Annotated in this window: 20 protein-coding genes; 13 read left to right on the top strand and 7 right to left on the bottom strand. The window is 71.9% G+C overall.

Annotated elements, in window-relative coordinates:
* Nucleotides 1-419 precede the first annotated feature (419 nt).
* From ABZ857_RS00005 to ABZ857_RS00030, 6 genes are all read left to right on the top strand, one after another.
* Nucleotides 420-1367 (top strand): LysR family transcriptional regulator, encoded by a 948-nt coding sequence (locus tag ABZ857_RS00005; protein WP_357034871.1) that lies wholly within the window; start codon nucleotides 420-422, stop codon nucleotides 1365-1367.
* 125 nt (nucleotides 1368-1492) lie between these two features.
* Nucleotides 1493-4678 (top strand): M28 family peptidase, encoded by a 3186-nt coding sequence (locus tag ABZ857_RS00010; protein ID WP_357034874.1) that lies wholly within the window; start codon nucleotides 1493-1495, stop codon nucleotides 4676-4678.
* Between the two features lie 158 nt (nucleotides 4679-4836).
* Nucleotides 4837-5799 (top strand): carbohydrate-binding protein, encoded by a 963-nt coding sequence (locus ABZ857_RS00015; protein ID WP_357034877.1) that lies wholly within the window; start codon nucleotides 4837-4839, stop codon nucleotides 5797-5799.
* 151 nt (nucleotides 5800-5950) lie between these two features.
* Nucleotides 5951-6844, top strand: coding sequence for an ATP-binding cassette domain-containing protein (locus tag ABZ857_RS00020; protein ID WP_357034880.1), 894 nt, complete (start codon nucleotides 5951-5953; stop codon nucleotides 6842-6844).
* Nucleotides 6841-9189, top strand: a complete 2349-nt coding sequence (locus ABZ857_RS00025; RefSeq protein WP_357034882.1) for a YhgE/Pip domain-containing protein — start codon at nucleotides 6841-6843, stop codon at nucleotides 9187-9189. The genes ABZ857_RS00020 and ABZ857_RS00025 overlap by 4 nt, the downstream gene beginning before the upstream one ends.
* An 8-nt stretch (nucleotides 9190-9197) precedes the next feature.
* Nucleotides 9198-9797: a TetR/AcrR family transcriptional regulator gene (locus ABZ857_RS00030; protein ID WP_357034885.1), complete on the top strand. Its 600-nt coding sequence runs from the start codon at nucleotides 9198-9200 to the stop codon at nucleotides 9795-9797.
* Nucleotides 9798-9883: 86 nt separating this feature from the next.
* On the opposite strand, the gene ABZ857_RS00035 is transcribed toward ABZ857_RS00030, so the two are convergent.
* The gene (locus tag ABZ857_RS00035) at nucleotides 9884-10813 is read right to left on the bottom strand and encodes a hypothetical protein (protein WP_357034888.1); all 930 of its coding nucleotides are present in this window, start codon (nucleotides 10811-10813) and stop codon (nucleotides 9884-9886) included.
* Nucleotides 10814-10968: 155 nt separating this feature from the next.
* Here ABZ857_RS00035 and ABZ857_RS00040 point away from each other — a divergent pair, with 155 nt between their 5' ends.
* Both ABZ857_RS00040 and ABZ857_RS00045 read left to right on the top strand, forming a co-directional pair.
* Nucleotides 10969-12810, top strand: coding sequence for a substrate-binding and VWA domain-containing protein (locus tag ABZ857_RS00040; RefSeq protein WP_357034891.1), 1842 nt, complete (start codon nucleotides 10969-10971; stop codon nucleotides 12808-12810).
* 31 nt (nucleotides 12811-12841) lie between these two features.
* A complete protein-coding gene (locus ABZ857_RS00045; protein ID WP_357034894.1) occupies nucleotides 12842-13594 on the top strand; it encodes a hypothetical protein in 753 nt (250 codons plus the stop codon).
* A gap of 94 nt (nucleotides 13595-13688) precedes the next feature.
* On the opposite strand, the gene ABZ857_RS00050 is transcribed toward ABZ857_RS00045, so the two are convergent.
* The 3 genes from ABZ857_RS00050 to ABZ857_RS00060 are packed head-to-tail and all read right to left on the bottom strand — an operon-like array spanning nucleotide 13689 to nucleotide 15768.
* Complete coding sequence (locus tag ABZ857_RS00050; protein WP_357034897.1) at nucleotides 13689-14147, bottom strand: thioesterase family protein; 459 nt, start codon at nucleotides 14145-14147, stop codon at nucleotides 13689-13691.
* 1 nt (nucleotide 14148) lies between these two features.
* Nucleotides 14149-14784: a TetR/AcrR family transcriptional regulator gene (locus ABZ857_RS00055; protein WP_357034899.1), complete on the bottom strand. Its 636-nt coding sequence runs from the start codon at nucleotides 14782-14784 to the stop codon at nucleotides 14149-14151.
* 33 nt (nucleotides 14785-14817) lie between these two features.
* Nucleotides 14818-15768 carry a pyridoxal-phosphate dependent enzyme gene (locus ABZ857_RS00060; protein WP_357034902.1) on the bottom strand — a complete coding sequence of 317 codons (951 nt, stop codon included), beginning with the start codon at nucleotides 15766-15768 and terminating at the stop codon, nucleotides 14818-14820.
* A gap of 76 nt (nucleotides 15769-15844) precedes the next feature.
* Between ABZ857_RS00060 and ABZ857_RS00065 the strand changes: the two genes are divergently transcribed.
* On the top strand, nucleotides 15845-16723 hold the full coding sequence (locus ABZ857_RS00065) for a LysR family transcriptional regulator (RefSeq protein WP_357034905.1): 879 nt from the start codon (nucleotides 15845-15847) through the stop codon (nucleotides 16721-16723).
* 88 nt (nucleotides 16724-16811) lie between these two features.
* Nucleotides 16812-18050, top strand: coding sequence for a serine hydrolase domain-containing protein (locus tag ABZ857_RS00070; RefSeq protein WP_357034908.1), 1239 nt, complete (start codon nucleotides 16812-16814; stop codon nucleotides 18048-18050).
* A gap of 6 nt (nucleotides 18051-18056) precedes the next feature.
* Here the strand turns inward: ABZ857_RS00070 and ABZ857_RS00075 are convergent, their stop codons facing one another.
* Entirely contained in the window at nucleotides 18057-18557 is a 501-nt protein-coding gene (locus tag ABZ857_RS00075; protein ID WP_357034911.1) for a hypothetical protein, read from the bottom strand.
* A gap of 277 nt (nucleotides 18558-18834) precedes the next feature.
* On the opposite strand from ABZ857_RS00075, the gene ABZ857_RS00080 reads away from it, so the two are divergent.
* Entirely contained in the window at nucleotides 18835-19971 is a 1137-nt protein-coding gene (locus tag ABZ857_RS00080) for a hypothetical protein (RefSeq protein WP_357034914.1), read from the top strand.
* An 81-nt stretch (nucleotides 19972-20052) separates the two neighbouring features.
* Here ABZ857_RS00080 and ABZ857_RS00085 read toward each other — a convergent pair whose 3' ends face one another.
* Entirely contained in the window at nucleotides 20053-20598 is a 546-nt protein-coding gene (locus tag ABZ857_RS00085; RefSeq protein WP_357034917.1) for a TetR/AcrR family transcriptional regulator, read from the bottom strand.
* 74 nt (nucleotides 20599-20672) lie between these two features.
* On the opposite strand from ABZ857_RS00085, the gene ABZ857_RS00090 reads away from it, so the two are divergent.
* Nucleotides 20673-21530, top strand: coding sequence for a hypothetical protein (locus tag ABZ857_RS00090; RefSeq protein ID WP_357034920.1), 858 nt, complete (start codon nucleotides 20673-20675; stop codon nucleotides 21528-21530).
* A 42-nt stretch (nucleotides 21531-21572) separates the two neighbouring features.
* Here ABZ857_RS00090 and ABZ857_RS00095 read toward each other — a convergent pair whose 3' ends face one another.
* A complete protein-coding gene (locus ABZ857_RS00095) occupies nucleotides 21573-21860 on the bottom strand; it encodes a helix-turn-helix transcriptional regulator (protein WP_357034923.1) in 288 nt (95 codons plus the stop codon).
* Between the two features lie 54 nt (nucleotides 21861-21914).
* On the opposite strand from ABZ857_RS00095, the gene map reads away from it, so the two are divergent.
* Nucleotides 21915-22682: a type I methionyl aminopeptidase gene (gene map / locus ABZ857_RS00100; RefSeq protein ID WP_357034926.1), complete on the top strand. Its 768-nt coding sequence runs from the start codon at nucleotides 21915-21917 to the stop codon at nucleotides 22680-22682.
* Nucleotides 22683-22687: the final 5 nt, after the last annotated feature.

The following is a 22687-nucleotide window of genomic DNA, read 5'->3' on the forward strand; positions in this document are numbered from 1 at the left end:
ATCACCCCGACTCCGGTTCTGGTTCTGGTTCTCAAAGCCGAGCTCCTTGCAAGTCGTGCAGGACCCCTGACCGAGGGGGCGACTCCTGGTCCCACGAAGGGGGGTGTTCATGAATGTGAACGACATCCATGAACCGGAACACGGCCAAAATTACGGACCTCGGGAACGCCGGTCAATGCTCCGGTGTCGGCCGGCTGACGGATCGATCGGACGTCGGCCGATTCGAGCAGGTGAGAGCCGATGCACCCCGTGCCAGGCAGTGAAATTTCCATGAAACACGGACACACAGGCGGAGCGCCTCACTCGCGCGATCGGCGGCGCCGGATAACCGCCAGACGCCCCTTTGCGCGGAGGCCACCAGGGCTGACGAGCCGCTGTTGGGTCTACTGCAAGGTTTCTTTACTTATTACGCTCGTGGCGTGGAGCTAGAAGTGCGTCATCTGCGCGCGGTCTGCGCCATCGCGGACCACGGGAGCATCTCCAAGGCCGCTGCCGCGCTGAAGACCTCCCAGCCGTCCCTGGCGGCTCAGCTTCGGCGCATCGAGTCGATGTTCGGCAGCCCGCTGTTCGAGCGCGGAAGGGAGGGAGCCTCGCCCACGCCGCTCGGCGAATGGGTGCTGGCACGCTCCCGCTCGCTGCTGCCCGCGTTCGAGGAACTGCGGCGTGACGGCATGAGGTTCGCCGGCCGCAGGGTGCTGCGCGTGGGCTGCATGTCCAGCCACCTCGCGCTGCACATCATCGGAACGCTTCGGGAGCTGCTGCCGAACGCCGAGGTCACCCTGCGGACGGAGGAGGCGATGGACGTGCTGCCGAGCCTGTTGCGCTCACGGCGGCTGGAGCTGGCGACGCTCGCCGACTACCCCGGCCTCCCGCTCACGCCGCCCGCCGGAGTCGGGTACGCGCCGGTCGCGTGGGAGCCGATCTTCGTCGGGGTCGCCGAGTCGCATCCCCTGGCCGCCCGGCGGGAGATCGACCTGGCCGACCTCGCCGAGGAGGAGTGGTCGCTGCCGGTGATGATCGAGGTCGGCCACCGCGAGCACTTCGGCGAGGCCTGCGCGCGGGCGGGGTTCGTGCCGAAGATCGGCTGCGAGGCCACCCTCAGCGTGGCGGTGGACCTGATCGCCGCGGGCCGCTGCGTCGGGATGTTCCAGGCCACCAGCCGCGGCTACCCGGGCATCACGATCCGCCCGCTGGCCGGGACGCCGCTCAGCTTCCGCCACCTGATCGGCTGGACCGAGGCCGGTCCCGTCGATCCGCACATCGCCGAACTCGTGGCGGCGGTGCGCCGGGCGTACTGGGCCGACGCGAAGAAGTCGGCGGTCTACCAGGACTGGCTCGGGCGGCACGGGCCGCTTGCCCAGCCATAGCGCCCTATATCGCGACCGTATAGGAAGGTGCGGGGTTACCCGTCTCCCGTCGCGGATGTCACGGTGTGTCTCAGCCCCGGCCGGGCTCCTCCCCTCAACCCCCCAAGGGACAGGAGTCACCAGGAGTGAGACCCCCTGCAAGGTCAGCGGCGCTGGCCGTACTGACGGCGGTAGCCCTGACCTCGTCATCCCTCGCGGGAACGGCCACCACGCCGGCTTCCGCGTCGAGCGCCCCGGCCCCACCCGGCCCCGAGGCGCGCGCACTCGCCAGCGCGGCGGGCGCTCTGGCCGCTTCGGCTCAGGCGCTGCACACCGCGCCCTCGGACGAGTTCACGCTCGCCCGCACCGTCGTCGGCGCGGGCGGGCTGCGGTACCTGACCTACGCCCGCACCCACGCGGGCCTGCCCGTCCACGGCGGCGACGTCATCGTGTCCACCGACGCGTCCGGGCAGGCGGTGCAGGTCGTCACCACGGGTCAGCGCACCGAGCTGAACGTCTCCGAGGTGCCCCGCGTGACCGGGGCACAGGCCGCCGTCAAGGCGCGCGGCCTGCTGGCGTCGGTCGAGTCCGTCGGCACTCCCACGCTCCTCGTCGACGCCGCCCTCGACACGCCCAGGCTGGCGTGGGAGACGGTGGTCACCGGCAGGAAGAAGGGCGACGTCCCGAGCGTCCTGCACGTCTTCGTCGACGCCGTGACCGGCACGGTGCTCGACTCCTACGACGACGTCAAGGCCGGCGTCGGGCACAGCTACTACAACGGCAACCCGGTGACGATCCAGACCTCCGGGTCGGCCGGCAACTACTCGATGACCGACACGACCCGCCCCGGCCTGCGCTGCGGCGGCCAGAACGGCGCCGCCTACACCGGGCCCGACGACGACTGGGGCAACGCCTCGGGCACCAGCCTCGAAACCGCGTGCGTCGACGCGCTCTACGCGGTGCAGACCGAGTGGAACATGCTCCGTGACTGGCTCGGGCGCAACGGCATCAACGGCTCCGGCGGCGGCTTCCCGATCCGGGTGGGCCTGGGCGACGTCAACGCGTACTGGAACGGCAGCTACACCACGTTCGGCCACAACCAGGCGAACAACCAGCAGGCGACGTCGATGGACGTGGTCGGCCACGAGTTCGGCCACGCCATCGACCAGTTCACCGGCGCCGGCGCGGGCAGCGGCAACGAGGCCGGCGGCATGGGCGAGTCGACCGGCGACATCTTCGGCGCGCTGACCGAGGCGTACGCGAACAACCCGAACGACCCGCCGGACTACCAGGTCGGCGAAGAGGTCAACCTGGTGGGCGGCGGGCCGATCCGGTACATGTACCGGCCCTCGACCAACGGCGACCCTGACTGCTACAGCGCCTCGATCCCGAACACCGAGGTCCACTCGGCGGCCGGCCCGCAGAACCACTGGTTCTACCTGCTCGCCGAGGGCACCAACCCCGGCGGCGGCAAGCCGGGCAGCCCCGTCTGCAGCGGCCCCTCGACGCTGACCGGCATCGGCATCCAGAAGGCCGGAATGATCTTCCTGGCCTCACTGAACCTCAAGACCCTCCCGCGTACGCACGCCAAGGCGCGGGTGAACACGCTGAACGCCGCCAAGTCGCTGTTCCCGGGCAGCTGCGTGGAGTTCAACGCGGTCAAGGCGGCCTGGACCGCGGTCAACGTCCCGGCGACCAACGACCCGACCTGCACGCCGAACCCGGGCGGCAACGACTTCTCCGTCTCGGTCAACCCGGCCTCCGGCAGCACGCAGGCGGGCCAGGCCGTGACCACCACGGTGAGCACGACGGTCACCACCGGCAGCGCCCAGCAGATCACGCTGCGGACCGGCACCCTGCCCACCGGCGTCACCGCGACGTTCACCCCGGCCACCGTCACCGCCGGGCAGACCGCGCAGCTCAGGCTGGCCACGTCCGCGAGCACGCCCGCGGGCGCCTATCCGATCACGATCGTGGCGGACGGCACGGACGTCGACAGGCAGGCGACCTACTCGCTCACGGTGGGGTCCGGCAATCCCGACCCGGCCACGCCCGACATCCCGGTGGCGAACGTCAACGCGCACCTGCAGCAGTTGCAGGCGATCGGCAACCGGCCCTCGCCGTCCGGCGCGTACACCAGCGCGCTGAACTACGTGAAGGCCAAACTCGACGCCGCCGGATACACCACGCGGACGCAGAGCTTCACCTACAACGGCCAGACGCACACCAACCTGATCGCCGACTGGACCGGCGGGCCGGCGAGCCCGACCGTCATGCTCGGCGGTCATCTCGACAGCGTCGCGGCGGGCCCCGGCATCAACGACAACGGGTCCGGCTCGGCCTCACTGCTGGAGGTCGCGCTCACCCTCGCCGCGCGCAACCCCACCCTCACCAAGCATGTGCGGTTCGCCTGGTGGGGCGCCGAGGAGCTGGGCATGCGCGGCTCGACGTACTACGTGCAGAACGGCGGCGCCGCCGGGGTCGAGACCTACCTCAACTTCGACATGACCGCCTCGCCCAACGCCGGTTACTTCGTCTACGACGACGACCCCGCGCTCCAGAAGCTGTTCAACGACTACTACGCGACGCTGAACGTCCCGACGGAGATCGAGACCGAGGGCGACGGCCGCAGCGACCACACACCGTTCAAGAACGCGGGCGTACGGGTCGGCGGCGTCTTCACCGGCGCCGAGACGATCAAGTCGGCGGCCCAGGCGCAGAAGTGGGGCGGCACGGCCGGGCAGGCGTTCGACCGCTGCTACCACTCCGCGTGCGACACCTACCCGTCCAACGTCAACACCACGGCCCTGGACCGCAACGCCGACGGCATCGCCTACGTGCTGTGGAAGCTCGCGGTCGGGCAGGGCCCGGCCCCCGCGGACGACTACACCGTCTCGGCGAACCCGTCCTCGGCGTCCGTGCAGGCGGGGCAGTCGACGACCACGACGCTGTTCACCCAGGTCAGCTCGGGCAACGCCCAGCAGGTGACGCTGTCGGCGTCGAGGGTCCCCGCCGGGGTGTCGGTGTCGTTCTCGCCGCAGACGATCACCGCGGGGCAGTCGTCCCAGGTGACGATCTCGACGACCGCGGCCGCGGCGCCGGGCACGTACTCCATCGGCCTCGACGCCGACGGGAGCAGCGCCGACCACTCGGCCTCCTTCTCCCTCACCGTCGGCGGCGACCAGGGCGACACCACCTGGAAGGAGTGGACCGCGTACACCGCCGGCCAGACGGTGACGTACGCGGGCAGGACCTACCGCTGCCTCCAGTCGCACACCTCGCTGCCCGGCTGGGAGCCGCCGAACGTCCCGGCCCTCTGGCAGCCCGTCTGACCACACGACGTCGCCCCGGCCTGACTCGCGGAAGCCGGGGCGATGTCTCCCCACCGGGCGAAAGCCGTCCGCCCGGGGAGGAGTCAGGGCGGCGTACCTCGCGGAGGGGGGCCGTCGTCCTGGCTCCTCCACAAGCCGACCATCACATGGAGGAAGCCATGGAACCCGTAGACCTCGGAGACGAGGAAAGGCCCGGCGGGATCACCCGCAAGACCCTGCTCAAGGCGGCGCTGATCGGCGCCCCGATGTCGATCCTGGCGGGCACGGCGGCCCATGCCTCGCTCGCCCGCGACGCCGCGGTCACCGGCGGGCCGCTGCTCCCCACCCCTTTCTGCGACGACGACGACGATCCGACGGTGGAGCAGATCGAGGGGCCGTACTTCAAGCCGAACTCGCCGCAGCGCACGACGCTGCCGGGCAGCGGCACCCCCCTGACGGTCAGCGGCTTCGTCTTCGGGCTCTCCTGCCGGCCGCTCGCCAACGTGCTGCTGGACTTCTGGCAGGCGGACAGGAACGGCGCCTACGACAACGTCGGCTTCAACTTCCGCGGCCACCAGTACACCGGCGCCGACGGCTCGTACAAGCTGACCACGATCGTCCCCGGGCTGTACCCGGGACGGACACGGCACATCCACGTGAAGGCGCAGGCCCCCAACAAGCCCGTCCTCACGACGCAGCTGTACTTCCCCGGCGAGCCGCGCAACAACACCGACACGATCTACGACGCCAGGCTGCTGATGAACGTCCGCAGCAACGGCGCCGGCCTCGAGGCGACGTTCGACTTCGTGCTGAACGTCCAGGGCGCGCCGCCCAGCAGTAGCCCGTCCGCCAGCCCGACCACCAGCCCGACCACCGGCCCCGGTGGGACCTGGCAGGCCGGCCGGACGTACGCGGCCGGTGACACGGTCACCTACGGCGGCTCGACCTACCGCTGCATCAGGGACACACCGCCCAGACCGGCTGGGAGCCGCCGAACGTGCCGTCCCTGTGGCAGCGCATCGGCTAGCCACCGGCCATCGGCCCGGCACGGCCGCCGCGCGATCGGCCGACGCGGCCCGGACGCCCCGGCAGCGGGCGGCGGCCGTGCCGCTCTCCCCGTAGCCCCCTTTCTCCTCCCGTAGCCCCTTTTCCCCGCACCCACGAGGCCCGGTCACTGGTGACCGGGCCTCGTCTCATGTAGGTGAAATCACACCATTAGGGGGCATAGGGCGAGGAGCCCCGGGCGCTATTCTTTTGTACCGACTGGTCAGTGCAAAAGAATGGAGCAGGGACGTGGATGCCGCGCGGACCGAGGACGCCACACCCTCTGCCGGAACTCCCGCCCGCCCGTCCGGCGAGGTCTTCGGGGGGGACTTCGGCGGGGACTTCGGCGGCGTCTTCGACGGTGTCGAGGTGGTGGCGCGCGGGCTGGGCGTGCGGGGCGGTCACGGCTGGGTTTACCGGCACGTCTCGTTGCACGCCGTCCCCGGGACGCTGACCGTCGTCACGGGCGAGGCGGGCAGCGGCCGTACGAGCCTGCTGCTCACCCTCGCGGGACGGATGAAGCCCACCGAGGGGACGCTCACCGTCGGCGGCCTGGCGGCACCCCGCAGGATCAGGCAGGTCGCCGCCCTCGGGCTCTTCGCCCAGGTGAACCCGTTCGACGACGCGCTGTCCGTACGGGAGCACCTGCAGGAGCGGCTGCGCCCGCACGGGTTCCTGTGGCGCAGGCGGCACCCGGACGCGGCGCGGTCGGCGCTCGCCCACGCCGGGTTCGATCCGGACGCGCTGCCGCACGGCGACGGGACGCTGACCAGAGAGCTCACCCGGGACCAGGCGGTGCGGCTGGGCGTCGCCCTCGCCCTGCTCGACCAGCCGGGCCTGCTCCTCGTGGACGACGCCGACACCGGCATCCCCGCAGGCAGGCGGCACGAGCTGTGGGACGTCCTACGCGGCCTCGCCGATGAGGGGCTCACCGTCATCGCGGCCTGCACCGACGCCGAGGAGGCGGCCGGCGTGGCCACCACACTGCTGCCGCTGCCCGTCCCCGCTCCCCCGCCGCCTCCCCCTCCAACCATCACGGGGGACGACACCGAGGACGACACCGAGGACGACGGCGGGGACGGCACCGCGGACGACACCAGGGCGGCGCGCCGCGATGAGGCCGAGGAAGGAGAACGTCGATGAGGGCCCCCCTCCCCGGCCGGCTCGAACTGCGCAGGTTCATGCGCTCGCGGCTCACCAGGGCCGCACTCGTCGCCGTGATCATGCTGCCCCTGCTGTACGCCGGGCTCTACCTGTGGTCGTTCTGGGATCCCCAGGCCAACCTGAGCCGCGTACCGGTGGCCCTCGTCGTGGAGGACCGTCCCGCCACCGCCGCCGGCGCCGCGGGAGGCCCCCCGAGCACCGTGAACGCGGGCCGCGAACTCGCCACCGAACTGGAGAACCGCAAGGTCTTCGCCTGGCACCGGGTCGACGCGGCCGAGGCCGACAGGGGCGTGCGCGAGGGCCGCTACTACCTGTCGCTCACGATCCCGGCCGACTTCAGCGCCGACCTCGCCTCACCCTCCGGTGACGGCACGCCGCGCCCGGCCCAGCTCGGCGTACGGGTGGACACCGGGCGCAGCTACATCATGCGGACGATCTCGGACGCCGTGTTCCGGGAGGTCAAGGAGGCGGCCGGGCGCAGCGCGGTCAAGGACTACCTGGACCAGATCTTCCTGTCCTTCGGCGAGCTGCACGACAAGACCACCCAGGCGGCCGACGGCGCCGACCGGTTGCACGACGGAGCCGCCGCCGCGAGCGACGGCGCCGCCTCGCTGGCCAAGGGGCTCGGCTCCGCGCAGAACGCGACCGGCAAGCTGTCGTCCGGAGCGGACGCCCTGTACGGCGGGTCGAAGCAGCTGACGAGCGGGCTGCACCAGGCCAGGACAGGCTCGGCCGCGTTGTCCGCCGGCCTGTCGAAGGCGGCCACGGGCGCGGCCGACCTGCGCAAGGGCCTGTCCGCGCTCGACAAGGGTGCGGCCAAACTCGCCGAGGGCAACCGCGAGGTCTACCGCCAGGTCCACACCCTGTCTCCCACCGTCAACCGGGCGGCCGACAAGTACGTCCCCGTGCTGGAGAAGAACGGCGACCGCATCCGGCAGGCCGCGCTCACCCTCGCGGAGGGCGCCGACGGCTTCGCCGACGCGCTCGACGGCCTGCCGCAGGAGGTGCAGGGCTCGGCCGGCACGGCCAGGCAGGACCTGCGCGCCGTCCAGCGCTGGCTGAACGCCCATCCCGACGCCGATCCCGAGCTGCGCGCGCTGGTCGAGCGGGCCGCCGGGTCGGCCGGCGACCTCGCGTCGGCCGCCGGACGGCTGCAGAACCGCCTCGGCGCCCAAACGGGCAGGCTCGACGACCTCGCCCGTACGGCACGGGCGGTGTCGGACGACGCCCGCGAGCTGGCCGCCGCCGCACCCGGCCTCGGCGGCGCGCTGGGCGACGCCCGTGACAAGTTCAACCAGCTGGACAAGGGTCTCAAGCAGTTGGCCGACGGAGCGTCCGACCTCCGCGACGGCACCGGCAAGGCGCTGGGCGGGGCCTCCTCGCTGTCTCGCGGTCTCGGCACGCTGAACAGCGGCGCGCGGAGCCTGTCCACCGGCCTGGCCAGGCTCGACAACGGAGCGAGCAGTCTCAACACCGGCCTCGCCTCGCTCGCCTCCGGAGCGGGCAAGCTCGACAACGGCATCGGCAAGCTGCAGCGGGGGGCCGGCAAGCTCGACTCCGGGCTGGTCAAGCTGACCGACGGCTCGGGCGAGCTGGCCGGCAAGCTCGGCGACGGGGCCGCCCAGATCCCCGACTACGGCACGCAGGAGCGCGACAGCCGTACGGACATGATGAGCGACCCCGTCCGGCTCGCCACCGAGGTGGACAACGAGGTGCCCAACTACGGGACCGGTTTCGCGCCGTTCTTCGTGCCGCTCGCGCTGTGGGTCGGCGCGATGGTGACGTACATGCTGCTGCGGCCGCTCAACCCGCGCCTGCTCGCCGGGTCGGCGCCGGCGTGGCGCACGGCCCTCGCGGGCTGGCTGCCGGGGCTCGCGATGGGGACGCTCCAGGTGGCGGTGCTGCTCGCCGTGCTGCGCTTCGGCCTGGGCCTGGAGGCGGACAACTGGCCGGGTGTGGTGGCCTTCCTCGTGCTGGTCACGGCGGCGTTCCTCGCCGTCGTGCAGGCGGTCAACGCGCTGCTGGGACCGCCCGGACGGGTGGCGGTGCTGGCGCTGCTCATGCTGCAGCTCACCTCGTCGGCGGGCACCTATCCCATCGAGACCTCCCCCGGGTTCTTCCAGGCCATCTCCCCGTGGCTGCCGATGAGCTGGGTGGTGTCGGCGATGCGCCGCCTCATCAGCGGTGGCGACACCGCCGTGGTGTGGCAGGCTTGCGGCGTGCTGTCCGCGTTCGTCGCCCTCGGTCTCGCGCTCACCGTGCTCGCCGTCCACCGCGGCCGTACCTGGTCGATGCGCCGCCTCAAGCCGGAGCTGTCGCTGTGAGCCGCCCCGTGGACGGCCCGAAAGAGCAGGGCGGCAGGCGGGCCGAGACCCGGCAGCGGCTCTACCGGGCCGCGGCCGACCTCATCGCCGAGCAGGGCTTCGCCGCCACGACCGTCGACGCGATCGCCGAACGCGCCGGGGTGGCCAAGGGCACCGTCTTCTACAACTTCGGCAGCAAGGAGGCGCTGTTCGCCGGCCTGCTCGACCACGGCATCGAACGGCTCGCCGACGCCCTCGCCGAGGCCGCGCGCGGCCCCGCCGCCTCGCCGATCGCCGTGCTCGACGCGCTCATGCTCGCCCAGCTCCGCTTCTTCGACGAGTACGGGCCGTTCGCCCGGGTGCTGCTGGCCGAGATGTGGCGGGCGGCGTGGCAGGACGCCGTCCTGCGGCTGCGTACGAGCGTGCTCGCGGTGTACGAGCGCGTTCTCGCGGACGCGGTGGAGGCCGGCGAGCTGCGCCCCGGGTTCGACACCGGCACCGCGGCCACGGCGGTCTTCGGCATGGTGCTCACCGTCGCCATCGAGCGCCGCGCGCTGCGTCCCGACCAACCGGTCGAGGACGTGCACGCGACCCTGGCCGAGCTCGTCCACCGCCGCATCTCGCCCTGACCGCCCCTCGATGACCGGCCTGCCCGGCGACGACTCCCGCCCGAGCCGAGGCTCGTCGCCGGCATGACGTAGGGAAGCGCGGGGCCTCAGGCGAAGAGTTCGTCGACCGACGTCACCGTCACCGCCCGGCGAATCCACTTCTCCAGTAGATGCAGGTCGGAGCATCGGCTGATCCGCTCACGTGCTTCGTCGGGAATGTCCAGCCCACGGGCGTCGAGCACGGTGAGGATCGCCTCGATCTCACCCTCCGCGCGGCCCTGTTCCAGCCCCTGCTCCAGACCCTGCTCCAGACCCTGCTCCAGACCCTGTTCCAGACCCTTGTTCACCCACTCTGAGAAGTAGCGTTCGGCGATGACCTTCTCGTAGTCGGCTGACGCTGTCATCAGAAGCTCCTTCAGGCGCTCACCCACTACTGTGGGTACCAGACCGAACACGTAACTCAAATATAGCTGGGCACCCTGCCGGTCCAGCTCGTTCAGACCCTCCAGCATGACTTCCATCCCCTTGTCGATGTCGGGGTGGTCGCCGTTCATGGCCACCGACAACACGGCCAGTTCGGGGCACCTGCGCGCCTCGCCCGGGTCGGTGATCAAAGGTAGACGGTCCGAGTGAATCGCCACCGGGGTGACGGTCCCGCTCGGCCCCATGGAGATGGGCTGCTCGCACCAGCGGCCCACCGCCCGGTTCAGGCAGACCACCAGCAGGGCGGTGTCACACTTCAGCCGGGCCCGCAGCGCGGCGGCGTACACAGGCCAGCTGAAGCGCTTGTCCGCGTCACGACGCAACTGCACCTCGACGATCACTGCCAGGCGGGCCGTTCCCGAGCCGTCGCGGAGCACCACGACCGCGTCCGCGCGATACTCCACGGGGGTCAGTTGTGTGGCGTCCACCGCCTCTGTCGTGGCCATGGCGAACCGGGGCAGCTCGATGCCGCCGACCTCACGTAACAGCGCCACGGCGGCGGTGGGCTGGTTGTGGAAGAAATCGACGGTCTGCTGATGGATGAGGTTCGGCACGCGGCAGACTTTACTCAGAGTATTCGACTCACTACGGAGAATTAGCAGATCCTGTGGATGAGTGGGAGAACGGGGCTGGGGCGTTAGCAGGACGAGATGATCGGCAACTAACGTGATCCGCCGTTCGTCGGGATGAATGCAGGTATCCCGTGACAATGGAGGAGACCGTGTACCCCCCACCGCAGCAGAAGCGCCGCCGCAGCGTGGCTCCGTTCGTCATCGCGGTCATCTTCGCGGGAGCGCTCATCGTCGGGCTGAGACTGCTGTTCGGCGGGGCCTCGGGCGGCGGCGGGAAGGCCGGTGACGACGAGGACGGGAACGCGAGCAGACGTGCCTGCGGCGACGACGGGATCACGCTGACCATCGCCGCCTCCAGCGAGAAGGCCGAACTGCTGCGCACGATGGCCAACGGCTACAACGGCCACAAGGTGGACGGGCAGTGCGTGGACGTAATCGTGAACTCCAAGGCGTCCGGCGGGGCGATGCAGGCCCTGGCGCGCGGCTGGGACGAGCGGCAGGACGGCCCGAAGCCGGACGTCTGGACACCGGCGAGCACCGGCTGGGTCACCCTCCTGCGGCAGCGCGTCGAGGGCGGCGACCAGGCGTCGCCGGTGTCCGCCGACCCCCCGACGATCGCCACTTCTCCCCTGGTCATCGCGATGCCCAAGCCGATGGCCCAGGCGCTCGGCTGGCCGTCCAAGAAGATCGGCTGGTCGGACATCCTGGACCTCGCCAACGACCCCAAGGGCTGGGCGAAGTACGACCACCCGGAGTGGGGCAAGTTCCGCCTCGGCAAGACGAACCCGAACTTCTCCACTTCCGGCCTGAACGCGACTATCGGGGCGTACTTCGCGGCCACCGGGCTGTCGGGCGACCTGACGGAGCGGGACGTCGCCGCGGCGAAGACGCGTGACTTCGTCAGGGGGGTCGAGCGGTCCATCGTCCACTACGGCGACACGACGCTGACCTTCCTGTCCAACCTCCAGCACGCCGACGACTCGGGAACTGCCATGTCGTACATCTCCGCCGTGACGGTGGAGGAGAAGTCGGTGTGGGACTACAACCAGGGCAACCCGACGGGCGACCCCAAAACGCTCGGCGACCACGCCAAGCCGAAGGTCCCGCTGGTGGCGATCTACCCCAAGGAGGGCACGCTCTTCTCCGACCACCCGTACGCCGTGCTGTCCTGGGCGGACGCCGCGAAGAAGGCCGCGGCGGCGGACTTCCTGAAATACCTGCGGGAGCCCGATCGGCAGCGGGAGTTCGAGAAGTACGCCTTCCGGTCGTTCGACAGCAAGCCGGGCGACCTCATCACGACCGCCAACGGCCTCGACCCCAAGCAGCCCGCGACCACGCTCAGCACCCCGACTCCGCAGGTGCTGGACCGGATCCTCAAGAGCTGGGCCGAGCTGCGCAAGCCCGCCAACGTGCTGATGGTGATGGACGTCTCCGGCTCGATGGGCGCCGACGTCCCCGGCACCGGCAAGACCAAGCTCGACCTCGCGAAGCAGGCCGCGATCAACGCACTGCCGCAGTTCGGCCCGAACGACCGGGTCGGCCTGTGGATGTTCAGCCTCAAGCAGGACGGCGACAAGGACTACCGCGAGCTCGTCCCCCTGGGCAGGGACAACCAGTCACGGCTCAAGAGCCGCATCAACGGCCTGATCCCCAACGGCGGCACGGGGTTGTACGACACGGCCCTCGCGTCCTACCGGCACGTGCTGCGGCACCAGAACGGCGACGCGATCAACGCGGTCGTGTTCCTGACCGACGGCAAGAACGAGGACAACAACTCCATCTCGCTCGACAACCTGCTGCCCGACCTGCGCAAGGAGGCCGGGCAGGAGACCGTGCGGATGTTCACCATCGCGTACGGCGGCGACGCCGACCTCAACGTCCTGCGGCGCATCTCGCAGACGACCGACGCGGCGGCCTACGATTCGCGCAAGCCGGGGAGCATCGACGAGGTGTTCACCGCCGTCATCTCCAACTTCTGACCGACCCCCACCGTCCGACCTGGGAGCCCCCTTGTCCCGCTTCACCGAGGAACTCCGCGACCCCTGGGCGCTGCTCCTGGGCGCCACCGCCGCGGGCGCGGCCTGGGCGGTCGGCGTCCCTGCTGTGGGGGTGCCCGTCGCCGGGGTCGCGGTCTGGCTCATCAAGGCGTTCGCCTCCGCGTGGCAGTCCACCGGAGGCGAGAGCCGTACGGAGCCGCAGGCCCCGCCCGTGACCAAGGGCAGCGCGGAGGAGGCGTGGCTGCGGCGGGCGGAGCGGGCCGCCGCGTCGTTCGCCGACCTGACCGCCTCGATGCGCGGGCAGCTCCTGCTCGACCGGATCGCGGCGATGCGCCCGCAGGTGGACGACACCGTCGGCACGCTGCGCCGGCTGGCCGGGCACGCCTCCGTCACCGGCGCCGCGCTGGCCCGCTTCGACCCCCGGTTCCTGGAGCAGGAGCGCGCACGGCTCACGCAGGCGCGGCAGACGGCCCGGCAGGAGGTCGCGGGCGAGCTCGACCGGTCGATCGCCGCCCTGGACGCGCAGCGCGAGGTGTACGACAGGTTGTCGGGCGCGCGGGAGCGGGTGCTGGCCCGGCTGCAGTCGGGCGCCATCAGCCTGGAGGGCCTGGTCGCGCGGGCCGTCGAGATCTCCACCATGACGGCGACCTCCGACGGCGCGGGCGGCGGCGCCCGGGCTCTCGACGAGCTGACCTCGGAGCTCGAACTGACCCGGCAGAGCCTGCACGAGGTCGAGGAGGCCACCCGCAACGACATCGGGCCCTGATTTTCTCGCTCAGCCGGAGGAGGCGGTCAGCGCATGCCGCAGGGCGGCCGTGTCCACGTGTCCTTCCGAAGCCACTGCTTCGTCCGGCGCGTCCTCAGCACGGCGCCGCCTCCGGAAGCGCCGTGAGCGCCGTGAGCAGCAGAGGCGCGGCGGCCTCGCGGATCTCGTCGCTGAACGGCGTCGGCCGGAAAGTGGCCGGATCCAGGTTGACGTTGACGCGGTAGCCCTCGGCGTGCACGGTGGCGCGGTCCGCGGACAGCACGCGAAAGCCGTACACCCCGCTGGTGCGTCCCATCCGTTCCAGCCAGAAGTGCACCGACTGCTCGCCGGGCTCCGCGATGGGCACGTGGTAGGTCACCTTGAACTCGCGTACGGCCATGAGCACGTCCTTGAAGGCCGACCGGGCGGGGTCGGCCGCCCAGCCGAGCCGGCGCCAGAACGCGCCGATCGCCCGCTCGACCAGCACGGCGTAGCGCGAGTTGTGCAGCAGCCCCATCGCGTCGAGGTCGTCGAAATGCACCTGGACGGTCTCGTGGACGCCACCTGCGGTCATGTCAGTCCTCCGGGAGAAGTGCGGGGTCGGGGCAGAGCGCACGCAGACGCGCGAGCACGGCACGGCGGGCGTGGACGAGGGCCTGCGCCCCGTCGTGCAACCGGGAATGGATGATCACCATCTCGCCGAGCGCGTCGATCTCGTAGGCCAGCTGGGCCGGATCGACGCCGTCGGCCAGTTCGCCCAGCGTCACGGCCTCCGCGACCAGCCGGCGGATGAGTCCCTGCCACTCGCGCATGGCCCGCGAGAGCCGGTCGCGGACGGCTCCGGGACGGTCGTCGAACTCGGCCTGCACGGCGAAGAAGAAACATCCGCCGGGCAGCACGCCGTCGTCGTAGAAGGCCAGCCGTGCCTCGTGCAGCGCGAACAGGCGCCGTACGCCCGCGGGGGCGCGCAGAGCCGGCCCCACCACCTGCTCGGTCCACTGCCGGACGGCCCACTCCACGGCGTCGAGCTGCAGTTGCTCCTTGTCACGCCAGTGCGCGAAAAGCCCGGATTTGCTGACGCCGGTCGCCGTCGCCAGCCGCCCCAGGGAGAGCCCGTCGAGCCCTTCGACGGAGGCCAGCTCCACCGCCTGCCGCAGGATCGTCTCGCGGCTGCGCAACCCGCGCAGCCGCCGGCCGTCTTGTGTTGTCACTCCTGCAAACTATATGACCGATCGGTCGGTCGTCTAATTCATCGTGCCCAGAAGGCGGGCCAACTCGGCCGGGCCGGCGTTGCCGCCCGTGCACACCACGGCCACCTTGCGCCCGGCGAACTCCTCGCGCCGGGCCAGCAGCCCGGCGAGGGCGGCGGCCCCCGCTCCCTCGGCCAGGGTGTGGGCCTCGGTGAGCAGCAGGCGCTGGGCCCGCAGGATGTCGTCGTCGTCCACCAGCACGAAGTCAGCCAAACGGTCCCGCATCACAGCCTGCGGGAGCGCGAACGCGGAACCGGTGGCGAGCCCCTCCACGACGGTCTTGACGGGCCGGGTCACCGGTTCCCGCAACCGCCAGGAGTCGTGCGCGGCCGGGGCCTGGGCCGACTGGACGGCGATCACGCGGCAACCCGGCGCGAGCGCGGCGGCGGCGAGACACGCGGCGGCGGCCCCGCTGCCGCTGCCCACGGGCACGAACACCGCCTCCAGGTCAGGCCGGGCGATGAACATCTCGACGTAGAGCGTGCCCACCCCGGCCAGGATGTCCGGCTCGTCGGCCGGGCTGATCAGCCTGCGTCCCGTGCGCTCGGCGAGGTCGCGCGCGTGCGAAGCGGCCTCCACCATCGTCGCCCCCCAGACCTCGACGGTCGCCCCGAGCGCCTCGACCGCCGCGACCTTGGCGGGGTTCGGGTTCTCCGGCATCAGGACGGCGCACGGCACGCCGTACAGGCGGGTGGCGTACGCGACGGACTGAGCGTGGTTGCCGGTCGAGTACGTGACGACCCCGCGACGGCGGCCGGCCATGCGGGCCAGCAGCGCGATGCCGCCGCGCACCTTGAAGGCCCCCGTGGGCTGGACGTTCTCGTGCTTCACGTGGACCTCGGCGCCGACCGCCGCGTCGAGCACGGGATAGGACCACATGGGAGTCTCGGGCAGGTGCGGGGCGATGAGCCGCCGGGCGTCCAGGATGTCGCGGATGTCGGTCATGGCCCCCAGCCTGGCCGCCGACGGGACAATAGGTCCAACTGAAGTTCCGACGGGAAACCATAGACGGGATCGATGAATGCCGCTCGACGTCGTACGACTGCGGGTCCTCGTGGCGGTGGCCAGGACGGGCACGGTGACCGGGGCGGCCCGGGAGCTGCACTACTCGCAGCCCTCGGTGAGCCACCACCTGGCCCGGCTGGAGGCGGAGACGGGCGCGAAGCTGGTGCAGCGCGTGGGGCGCGGTGTCCGCCTCACCGAGGCGGGCCGCCTGCTCGCCGAACGGGGCGCGGAGATCCTCGGCCGCCTCGACGCGGCGTCGGCGGAGCTCGCCGCGCACGTCGGGCTGCGGGCCGGGCGGGTACGGCTGGCCGCGTTCCCCTCGGCCCTCGGCACGTTCGTCCCGGCCGCCGCCACGCGGCTCGCACAGGACCATCCGGGGCTGGACCTGCGGCTGATGGAGGCCGAGCCGCCCGAGGCGCTGCGCCTGCTGCGGGCCGGCCGGGTGGACGTCGCGGTGGTCTTCCGCTATGGCGAGACCGCTCCCGAGGACGACGGCGTCCGCCTGGTCCACCTGCTCGACGACCCGAGCCTTCTCGTCACCCCCTCCGCGTACGGCGGCGCCGGGGACCTGGCGGCGTACGCGGACGGGCCGTGGATCGCGGGGTGCGAGCGGTGCCGCGCGCACCTGCTCACGCTGTGCGCCGAGGCGGGCTTCGAGCCGCGCGTCTCGTTCACCACGGACGACTACGTCGCCGTGCAGGCCATGGTCGCGGCCGGGCTGGGTGTGGCGATCCTCCCCCGGCTGGCGCTGTCGGCCCACCGCCACCCGGACGTGCGGGTGTCCGAGCTGCCGGGATCGGCCCGCCGGGTCTACGCCGCGACGTACGGCGAGCCGCCCGACCCGCCCGCCGTCGCCGCCCTGGTCGCCGCCCTCCTCCCCCGGGCAGACGCGTGAAGCGTCTGCGACGGCGGCGTTGATCCACTAGAAATTGGACATGCAGAAAATGTCGCTGTTCGCGTCCGCATCTGAGGATCAGGGAGGTTTGAGCAGGCGGAGCTTCCTCCAGATGGGCGCCATCACGGTGCCCGCCCTCGCGTTCGGGTCGAGGATGCTGCCCGCGACCGTCGTGGAGGCCACCGGGGTGGCGCCCGCCTCGCTCGCCGGGTTCGACACGCTGATGAAGACCTACGTCAAGGAGCGAGGGATCACCTGCGCGCAGCTCGCCGTCTCCAAGGGCGGCAGGTTGGTGCTCGCCAGGGGCTACCGATACTCCGACGGCAGCCATGCCGTTCCCGCCGTGTCGCCCACGTCGCTGTTCCGCATCGCGAGCCTGAGCAAGCACATCACCGCCATCGCGATCATGCGGCTCGCGCAGGAGGGCAAGCTCAGCCTGACCGCCTCGGCCGCGAAGCTCCTCGGCATGTCCACCTCGGCCGACCCCCGGCTGGCGCAGGTGACGGTGTGGCGGCTGCTGCAGCACACCGGGGGCTGGGACCGGGACGTCTCCGGCGACTACCTGCACATGGACCGCGCCATCGCCAAGGCGCTCGGCGTGCCACTGCCGATCACCCAGGACCACATCGTGAAGTACGCGAGCGCCCGGCCACTGGACTTCGCCCCCGGCACGAAGTTCGCCTACAGCAACTACGGCTACCTGCTGCTGGGCCGGATCATCGAGAAGGTCTCAGGGACGGGCTACGAGGCCTACGTCCGGCAGAAGGTCCTGGCGCCCCTCGGCATCACCCGTCCGCGGCTGGGCCGTACGCTCCGGTCGCAGGCCGCCTCCGGAGAGGTGATCTACGAGTCGAAGCAGACGGGCCAGACCATCCTGGACGAGTCCGGCCAGGTCCTGCCCGCGCCGTACGGCGGCGGGTTCGGCATGGCCTGCCAGGGCCCCAACGGCGGCTGGATCGCCTCCGCGGTCGACCTGGTGCGCCTGGCGAAGGTGCTCGACGCGCCGAACACGGTGCTCAACTCGACCTCCATCGGCAGGATGCTCGCCAAGCCCGAGATCGGCGTGAACCAGTACGGCTCCTGGTACGGCGCCGGCCTGTGGGTGCGCCAGGTGACCGGACACGTCAACACCTGGCACGACGGCTCGCAGCCCGGCACCTACACCTACATCGCGCGCCTGCAGAACGGCGTCACCTACGCCGCCCTGTTCAACCGGCGGGAGGAGAGCGGGTCCCCCGACTTCGACGTGCTCGCCGACCGGTTCAACGCTCAGATCGGGAAGGTGACGAGCTGGCCCACCGGCGACCTCAGCTCGCGCTACTTCTGATCAGGCTCAGGTGGGACTCGGCGTGGGGACGTCGTTGTCCAGTTCCCTGGCGGTCCACACGGCGACGCCGCTGCCCGGCAGCTGACTGATCCGGGACTGGAACGTGGCCGTGCCGTCCGTCGCGTCGTCGTCCTCCTCCGCGAAGACGATGAGGGACTGCCAGGTGCTCCACCTGTCCGCGGGGAAGAGCAGCCGGGGGCCGATCGACAGGTCCGGGTCGCCGAGCAGCCGCTCGCTGTCGACGGTCACCCAGCCGTACGACGGCCTCTGGCTGAGCCGCATGTGGATGAGCGCCGAGCCTCCCTCGGGCACGACGACCTCCGCGGGCGAGACGACGACGCTCGGCGTGGCGCTCGGCGTGGCGCTCGGAGACGGGGTGGGCAGCAGGCGGGCCGCATACGGCGCGGCGTCGGCCGTGCCCTGGACGAGCCCGGTCGCGGCGGACGCCGCGGCCACGACGGCCGCGAGGACGACCGAGCGACGTAACCGGCGGTGGGGGGATCGCATCGAGCACCTCCATGACAGGCTGACCAACCGCCCGGGGCCGGTTGCCGCTGATCGGCGGCGATGCTCCCAGCGTCGGGTCTCCTCCGCCCGCTGTACAGGAACTCCGGCGGCCCGCTCTCGCCCTGGGCGGCCCGGCGCGTGGCGGCCGCCCCCGCTCATCTCGCCGAACGCCGTCGACGGCCGCCGGGGCGGGAGGCCGCCGCGTGTGAAGACCGTTGAAAGATTCAGATGAGACGATCCCCCCGACGGGCTCCGGCCCTCATGCGATCATGTCTGGATGCGTACCGGTGTGGGAGCAGTCGCCGCCCTGGTGCTCGTGTGCGCATCCGCGACGACCTCCGACACGGCCCGGCACGACGCCGGGTGGACGGCCGGCCGCGCCGTGGAGTCGTCGTCGCGGTGGACCCTGAGGTACGCCGCCAAGGACCACGCGGACTTTCCGTTGTCGATGGTCCCCGCGGCGGACGGCGGAGTGTCGCTGTTCATCAGGAGGAGACCGGGCCCCGGCTGGTCGATGCTGCGATGGGACGGAACCTCCTGGAGACGCGCCGGCCTGCCCGCACAGTTCGCCAAGGCCTGGGGGCTCGAGATCGGCGGATCTCCGTCCGGGGAGACGATCTGGGCGGCCGTGAGCGTCCCCCAGAAGTACGACACCGTGGCAGAGCACCTGTGGCGGCTGTCCGGCGGGCGCTGGGCGCGCCTGCTCTCCCGGAACGCGACGTGGAACGGAGTGATCGACATCTCCGTCGACTCGCGGGGCGGCGCCTGGTTCGTCACCGGCATGGACCCGGACGGGGATCCCTCCACCGTGCTGCGCTGGAGCGGCGACGCCTGGCCTCGGCAGCCGTCGCCGCCGGCTTTCGACCTCACCGCGGTCGCCGCGGCACGCCCGGACGACGCGTGGGTCGTCAGCCGGGAGCGGGGGGACAGAACGCTGCACTGGGACGGCGCGTCATGGAAGGACGTGCCCTACCCGTGCGCCGTCGACTCCGCTCGTCCGCCCTGCCGCGGGCGTTCGCACCTGAGCGACCTGGACCTGGCCGCGCGGCCGGACGGCCAGGCGTGGGCGGCCGGGCCCTCCTGGGCGGACGGCGGCAGCCCCGTCGTCCTCCACTGGGACCGCACCCGATGGGTGCAGGTGGGCACGGACCTGACGAGGACGGGCCTGACGGCGGTGCGCGTGGGCCCCGAGGGCGGCGTGTGGATGGCCGCCCATCCCGCCTCCGGCGCGCCCTACGTCCTCAACCTGCGCGACGGCGGCGGATGGACCAGGTCCACCCTGCCGTCGGGTGCCCCCGGCGAGCAGATCGTCGACATCGCGCCCGTGCGGGGCACGACGCGGCTCTGGGTGCACACACGGCGGCCCGATCCCGCGGGCGGCGGGACGACCTCGCTGGTGTACGAGCTCTCCTAGGGACGCGGCGCGGCCGGGGCGTCAGCCGGCTTGGACCGCGCCACGGCGGCGGACCGGCTCCTTCCGAGCGGGGCCGCGGGATCACGGCGGGAGGTCGAGACCCATCTCGGCGACGGCCGTCTCGACGAACTCGGCGGGGTCGTCGAGCATGCCGATCCGGCGGAGAGCGGCGACGCCGACGTAGACGCCGTACCCCGCGAGGACGCGCCGCCGGGCGAGGTCCGGAGGCTGACCCAGCTCCTCGAGCGTCTGCCGCATGACCTCCAGGCGGCGCGCGGTGACGCGGCGCGCGACCTCGGCGACAGCGGGGTCGTCGGCCGCGCCGATCAGGCGGAAGGCGATCGCGGCGTCACGTGGGTCGCCGAAGGCTGCACCGAGGAGAGTACGCATCCGCCGGGCCGGGTCGGTGATCTCCCACAGGTTCGCGATGATCTGTTCGGAGTCCGCCTCCCACAGCCCGAGCGCGGCCTCGATGAGTTTCCGACGATTGGCGAAGTGCCAGTAGAAGCTGCCCTTCGTCACCCCGAGGCGGGCCGCCACGGGCTCCACGGCCACGGCGGCGAAGCCGTCGTCGGCGAGGGCGTCGAGCGCCGCCCTCGCCCAGTCCTGCGCGCTCACCCTCCCCATGCCGCCAGTCTTCCATACGCTTGCGTATAGTCGAACCATACGCAAGCGTATGGAGGTCAGCCATGGTGCATAACGTGCACGAACGAGTCGTCTCCGCCACTCCGGACCAGGTATGGGACGTGCTCGGCACACTCGGATCGGAGCGCGACCGCCTCTGGCCGCTCCCCGGCACGTTCGCACTGCCGGAGGGCCTCGCCGAGGGCGCACCCGTACGGCATGGCCCGATGAGGTACCGGGTCGGAGTTGTCGAGCCCGGCAGCCGGCTCTGGTTCGACACCCCGGACGCCTTCAGCGGGGGCCACGGCTTCACCCTCGCTCCGGCCGAGGGCGGCACGCTGGTCCGGCACGAGGTGAGGGGACGCACGCTGGGGGCGATGCGCCTGCTGTGGCCGCTCGTCATCCGGCGCAAGCACAACGCGGTGGTGGAGGCGCTGCTCGACAACCTGGACCGGGAGATCTCGGGGACACCGCCGATCCTGCCCGACCCCGAGTTCGCCGAACGGCACGCCGTCGCCATCGAGGCGAGCGCCGACCGCGTATGGGCCGCACTGGCGTCGCTGCGGTTCACCCGCGGCTTCGTCCCCCTGCTGGAGAGGCCCGGACACGAGGTCACCGTCGGCCTGGCCGGCCGGTGGTGGCGACCACCCGCCAAGGTGAACGAGCCCCGGCTTGCCGGGCCGGCCGACTTCGCGGCCTTCGCACAGCCGGGCTACGCGAAGGGCACGTTCTCCTTCACCCTGCACCCCCTGGGCAGCGGGCGGACGCTGCTGGTGACCGAGACGAGGGTGGTCACGACGAGCCCTGCCGCGCACCGGGCGATGCGCCGGTACTGGCGGATCATCCGGCCGGGCAGCGGCCTGATCAGGAGGCTCATGCTCGTCGCGGTACGGCGCCGCGCGCACGGCAAGGGCCTGGCACCCCGTCTGCCATAGGGGCCGCGCCGTACGCCCTTGGCCGGGCGACGCCGGCGGGCGTCAGCCGGCTTGGCGGAACTCGGCGGCCTGTCCCTGGCCGAACTGGCCCTCAGCGCAGGCGGCGGCCAGTTCGTCAAGCGACAGGTTCAGCGCGGCGGCGAGCGCCGCGACGGTGAAGAAGGCCGGGGTCGGCGCGCGGCCGGTCTCGATCTTGCGCAGCGTCTCGGCCGACAGCCCGGCCGCCGCGGCGACCTCGACCATGCTGCGCTCGCCGCGCGCCTGCCGGAGCAGGACGCCGAACCGCTCCCCCCGCTGCCGCTCCTCGGGGGTCAGAGGCACTCTCACCATGACCGTGATACTAATACCGGTATAACTATTGGTGCCACCCCGGGAGGGCATGTCATGGTGGAAATCAAGACCGACGCCGCGCTGGACGCGATGCGGGAGGCGGGGCGCGTGGTGGCCCGCGCGCTCGACGCCGTACGGAAAGCCGCGGCCATCGGGGTGCGGCTCACCGAGCTGGACGAGACGGCGCGGGCGGTGCTGCGTGAGGCCGGGGCGAGCTCCCCGTTCCTCGGCTATCGGCCGTCCTTCGCGCCGACCCCGTTCCCCGCCGTGATCTGCGTGTCCGTCAACGACGCGATCGTGCACGGCATCCCGACCGATTACCGGCTGCGTGACGGGGACGTCGTCGGCGTCGACTGCGGCGCGATACTGGACGGCTGGGCGGCCGACGCCGCCGTCACGTTCATCGTGGGCACGCCCCGGCCCGGCGACCTGGAGCTCGTCGACACCACGCGCCGGGCGCTGGAGGCCGGGATCGCCGCCGCGACCGTGGGCAACCGCATCGGGGACATCTCGGCGGCGATCGGCGCGGTCGCCGGGGAGGCCGGCTACGGCATGGTGAGGGACTTCGGCGGCCACGGCATCGGCCGCCGCATGCACGAGGACCCGTCGGTGCCGAACCACGGCCGGCCCGGCCGGGGCTACCCCCTGCGGCACGGCCTCGCGCTGGCCATCGAGCCGATGTTCATCGCCGGGGGCCGCGACGGTTACCACACGGCCGCCGACGGCTGGACGCTGCACACCGTGGACGGCAGCCGGGCCGCCCACATGGAGCACACCATCGCGATCACCGAGGACGGCCCCCGCGTGCTCACCCTGCTCTAAATCCA

It is taken from the genome of Microbispora sp. NPDC046933, from assembly GCF_040644635.1.
Classification (GTDB): Bacteria; Actinomycetota; Actinomycetes; order Streptosporangiales; family Streptosporangiaceae; genus Microbispora.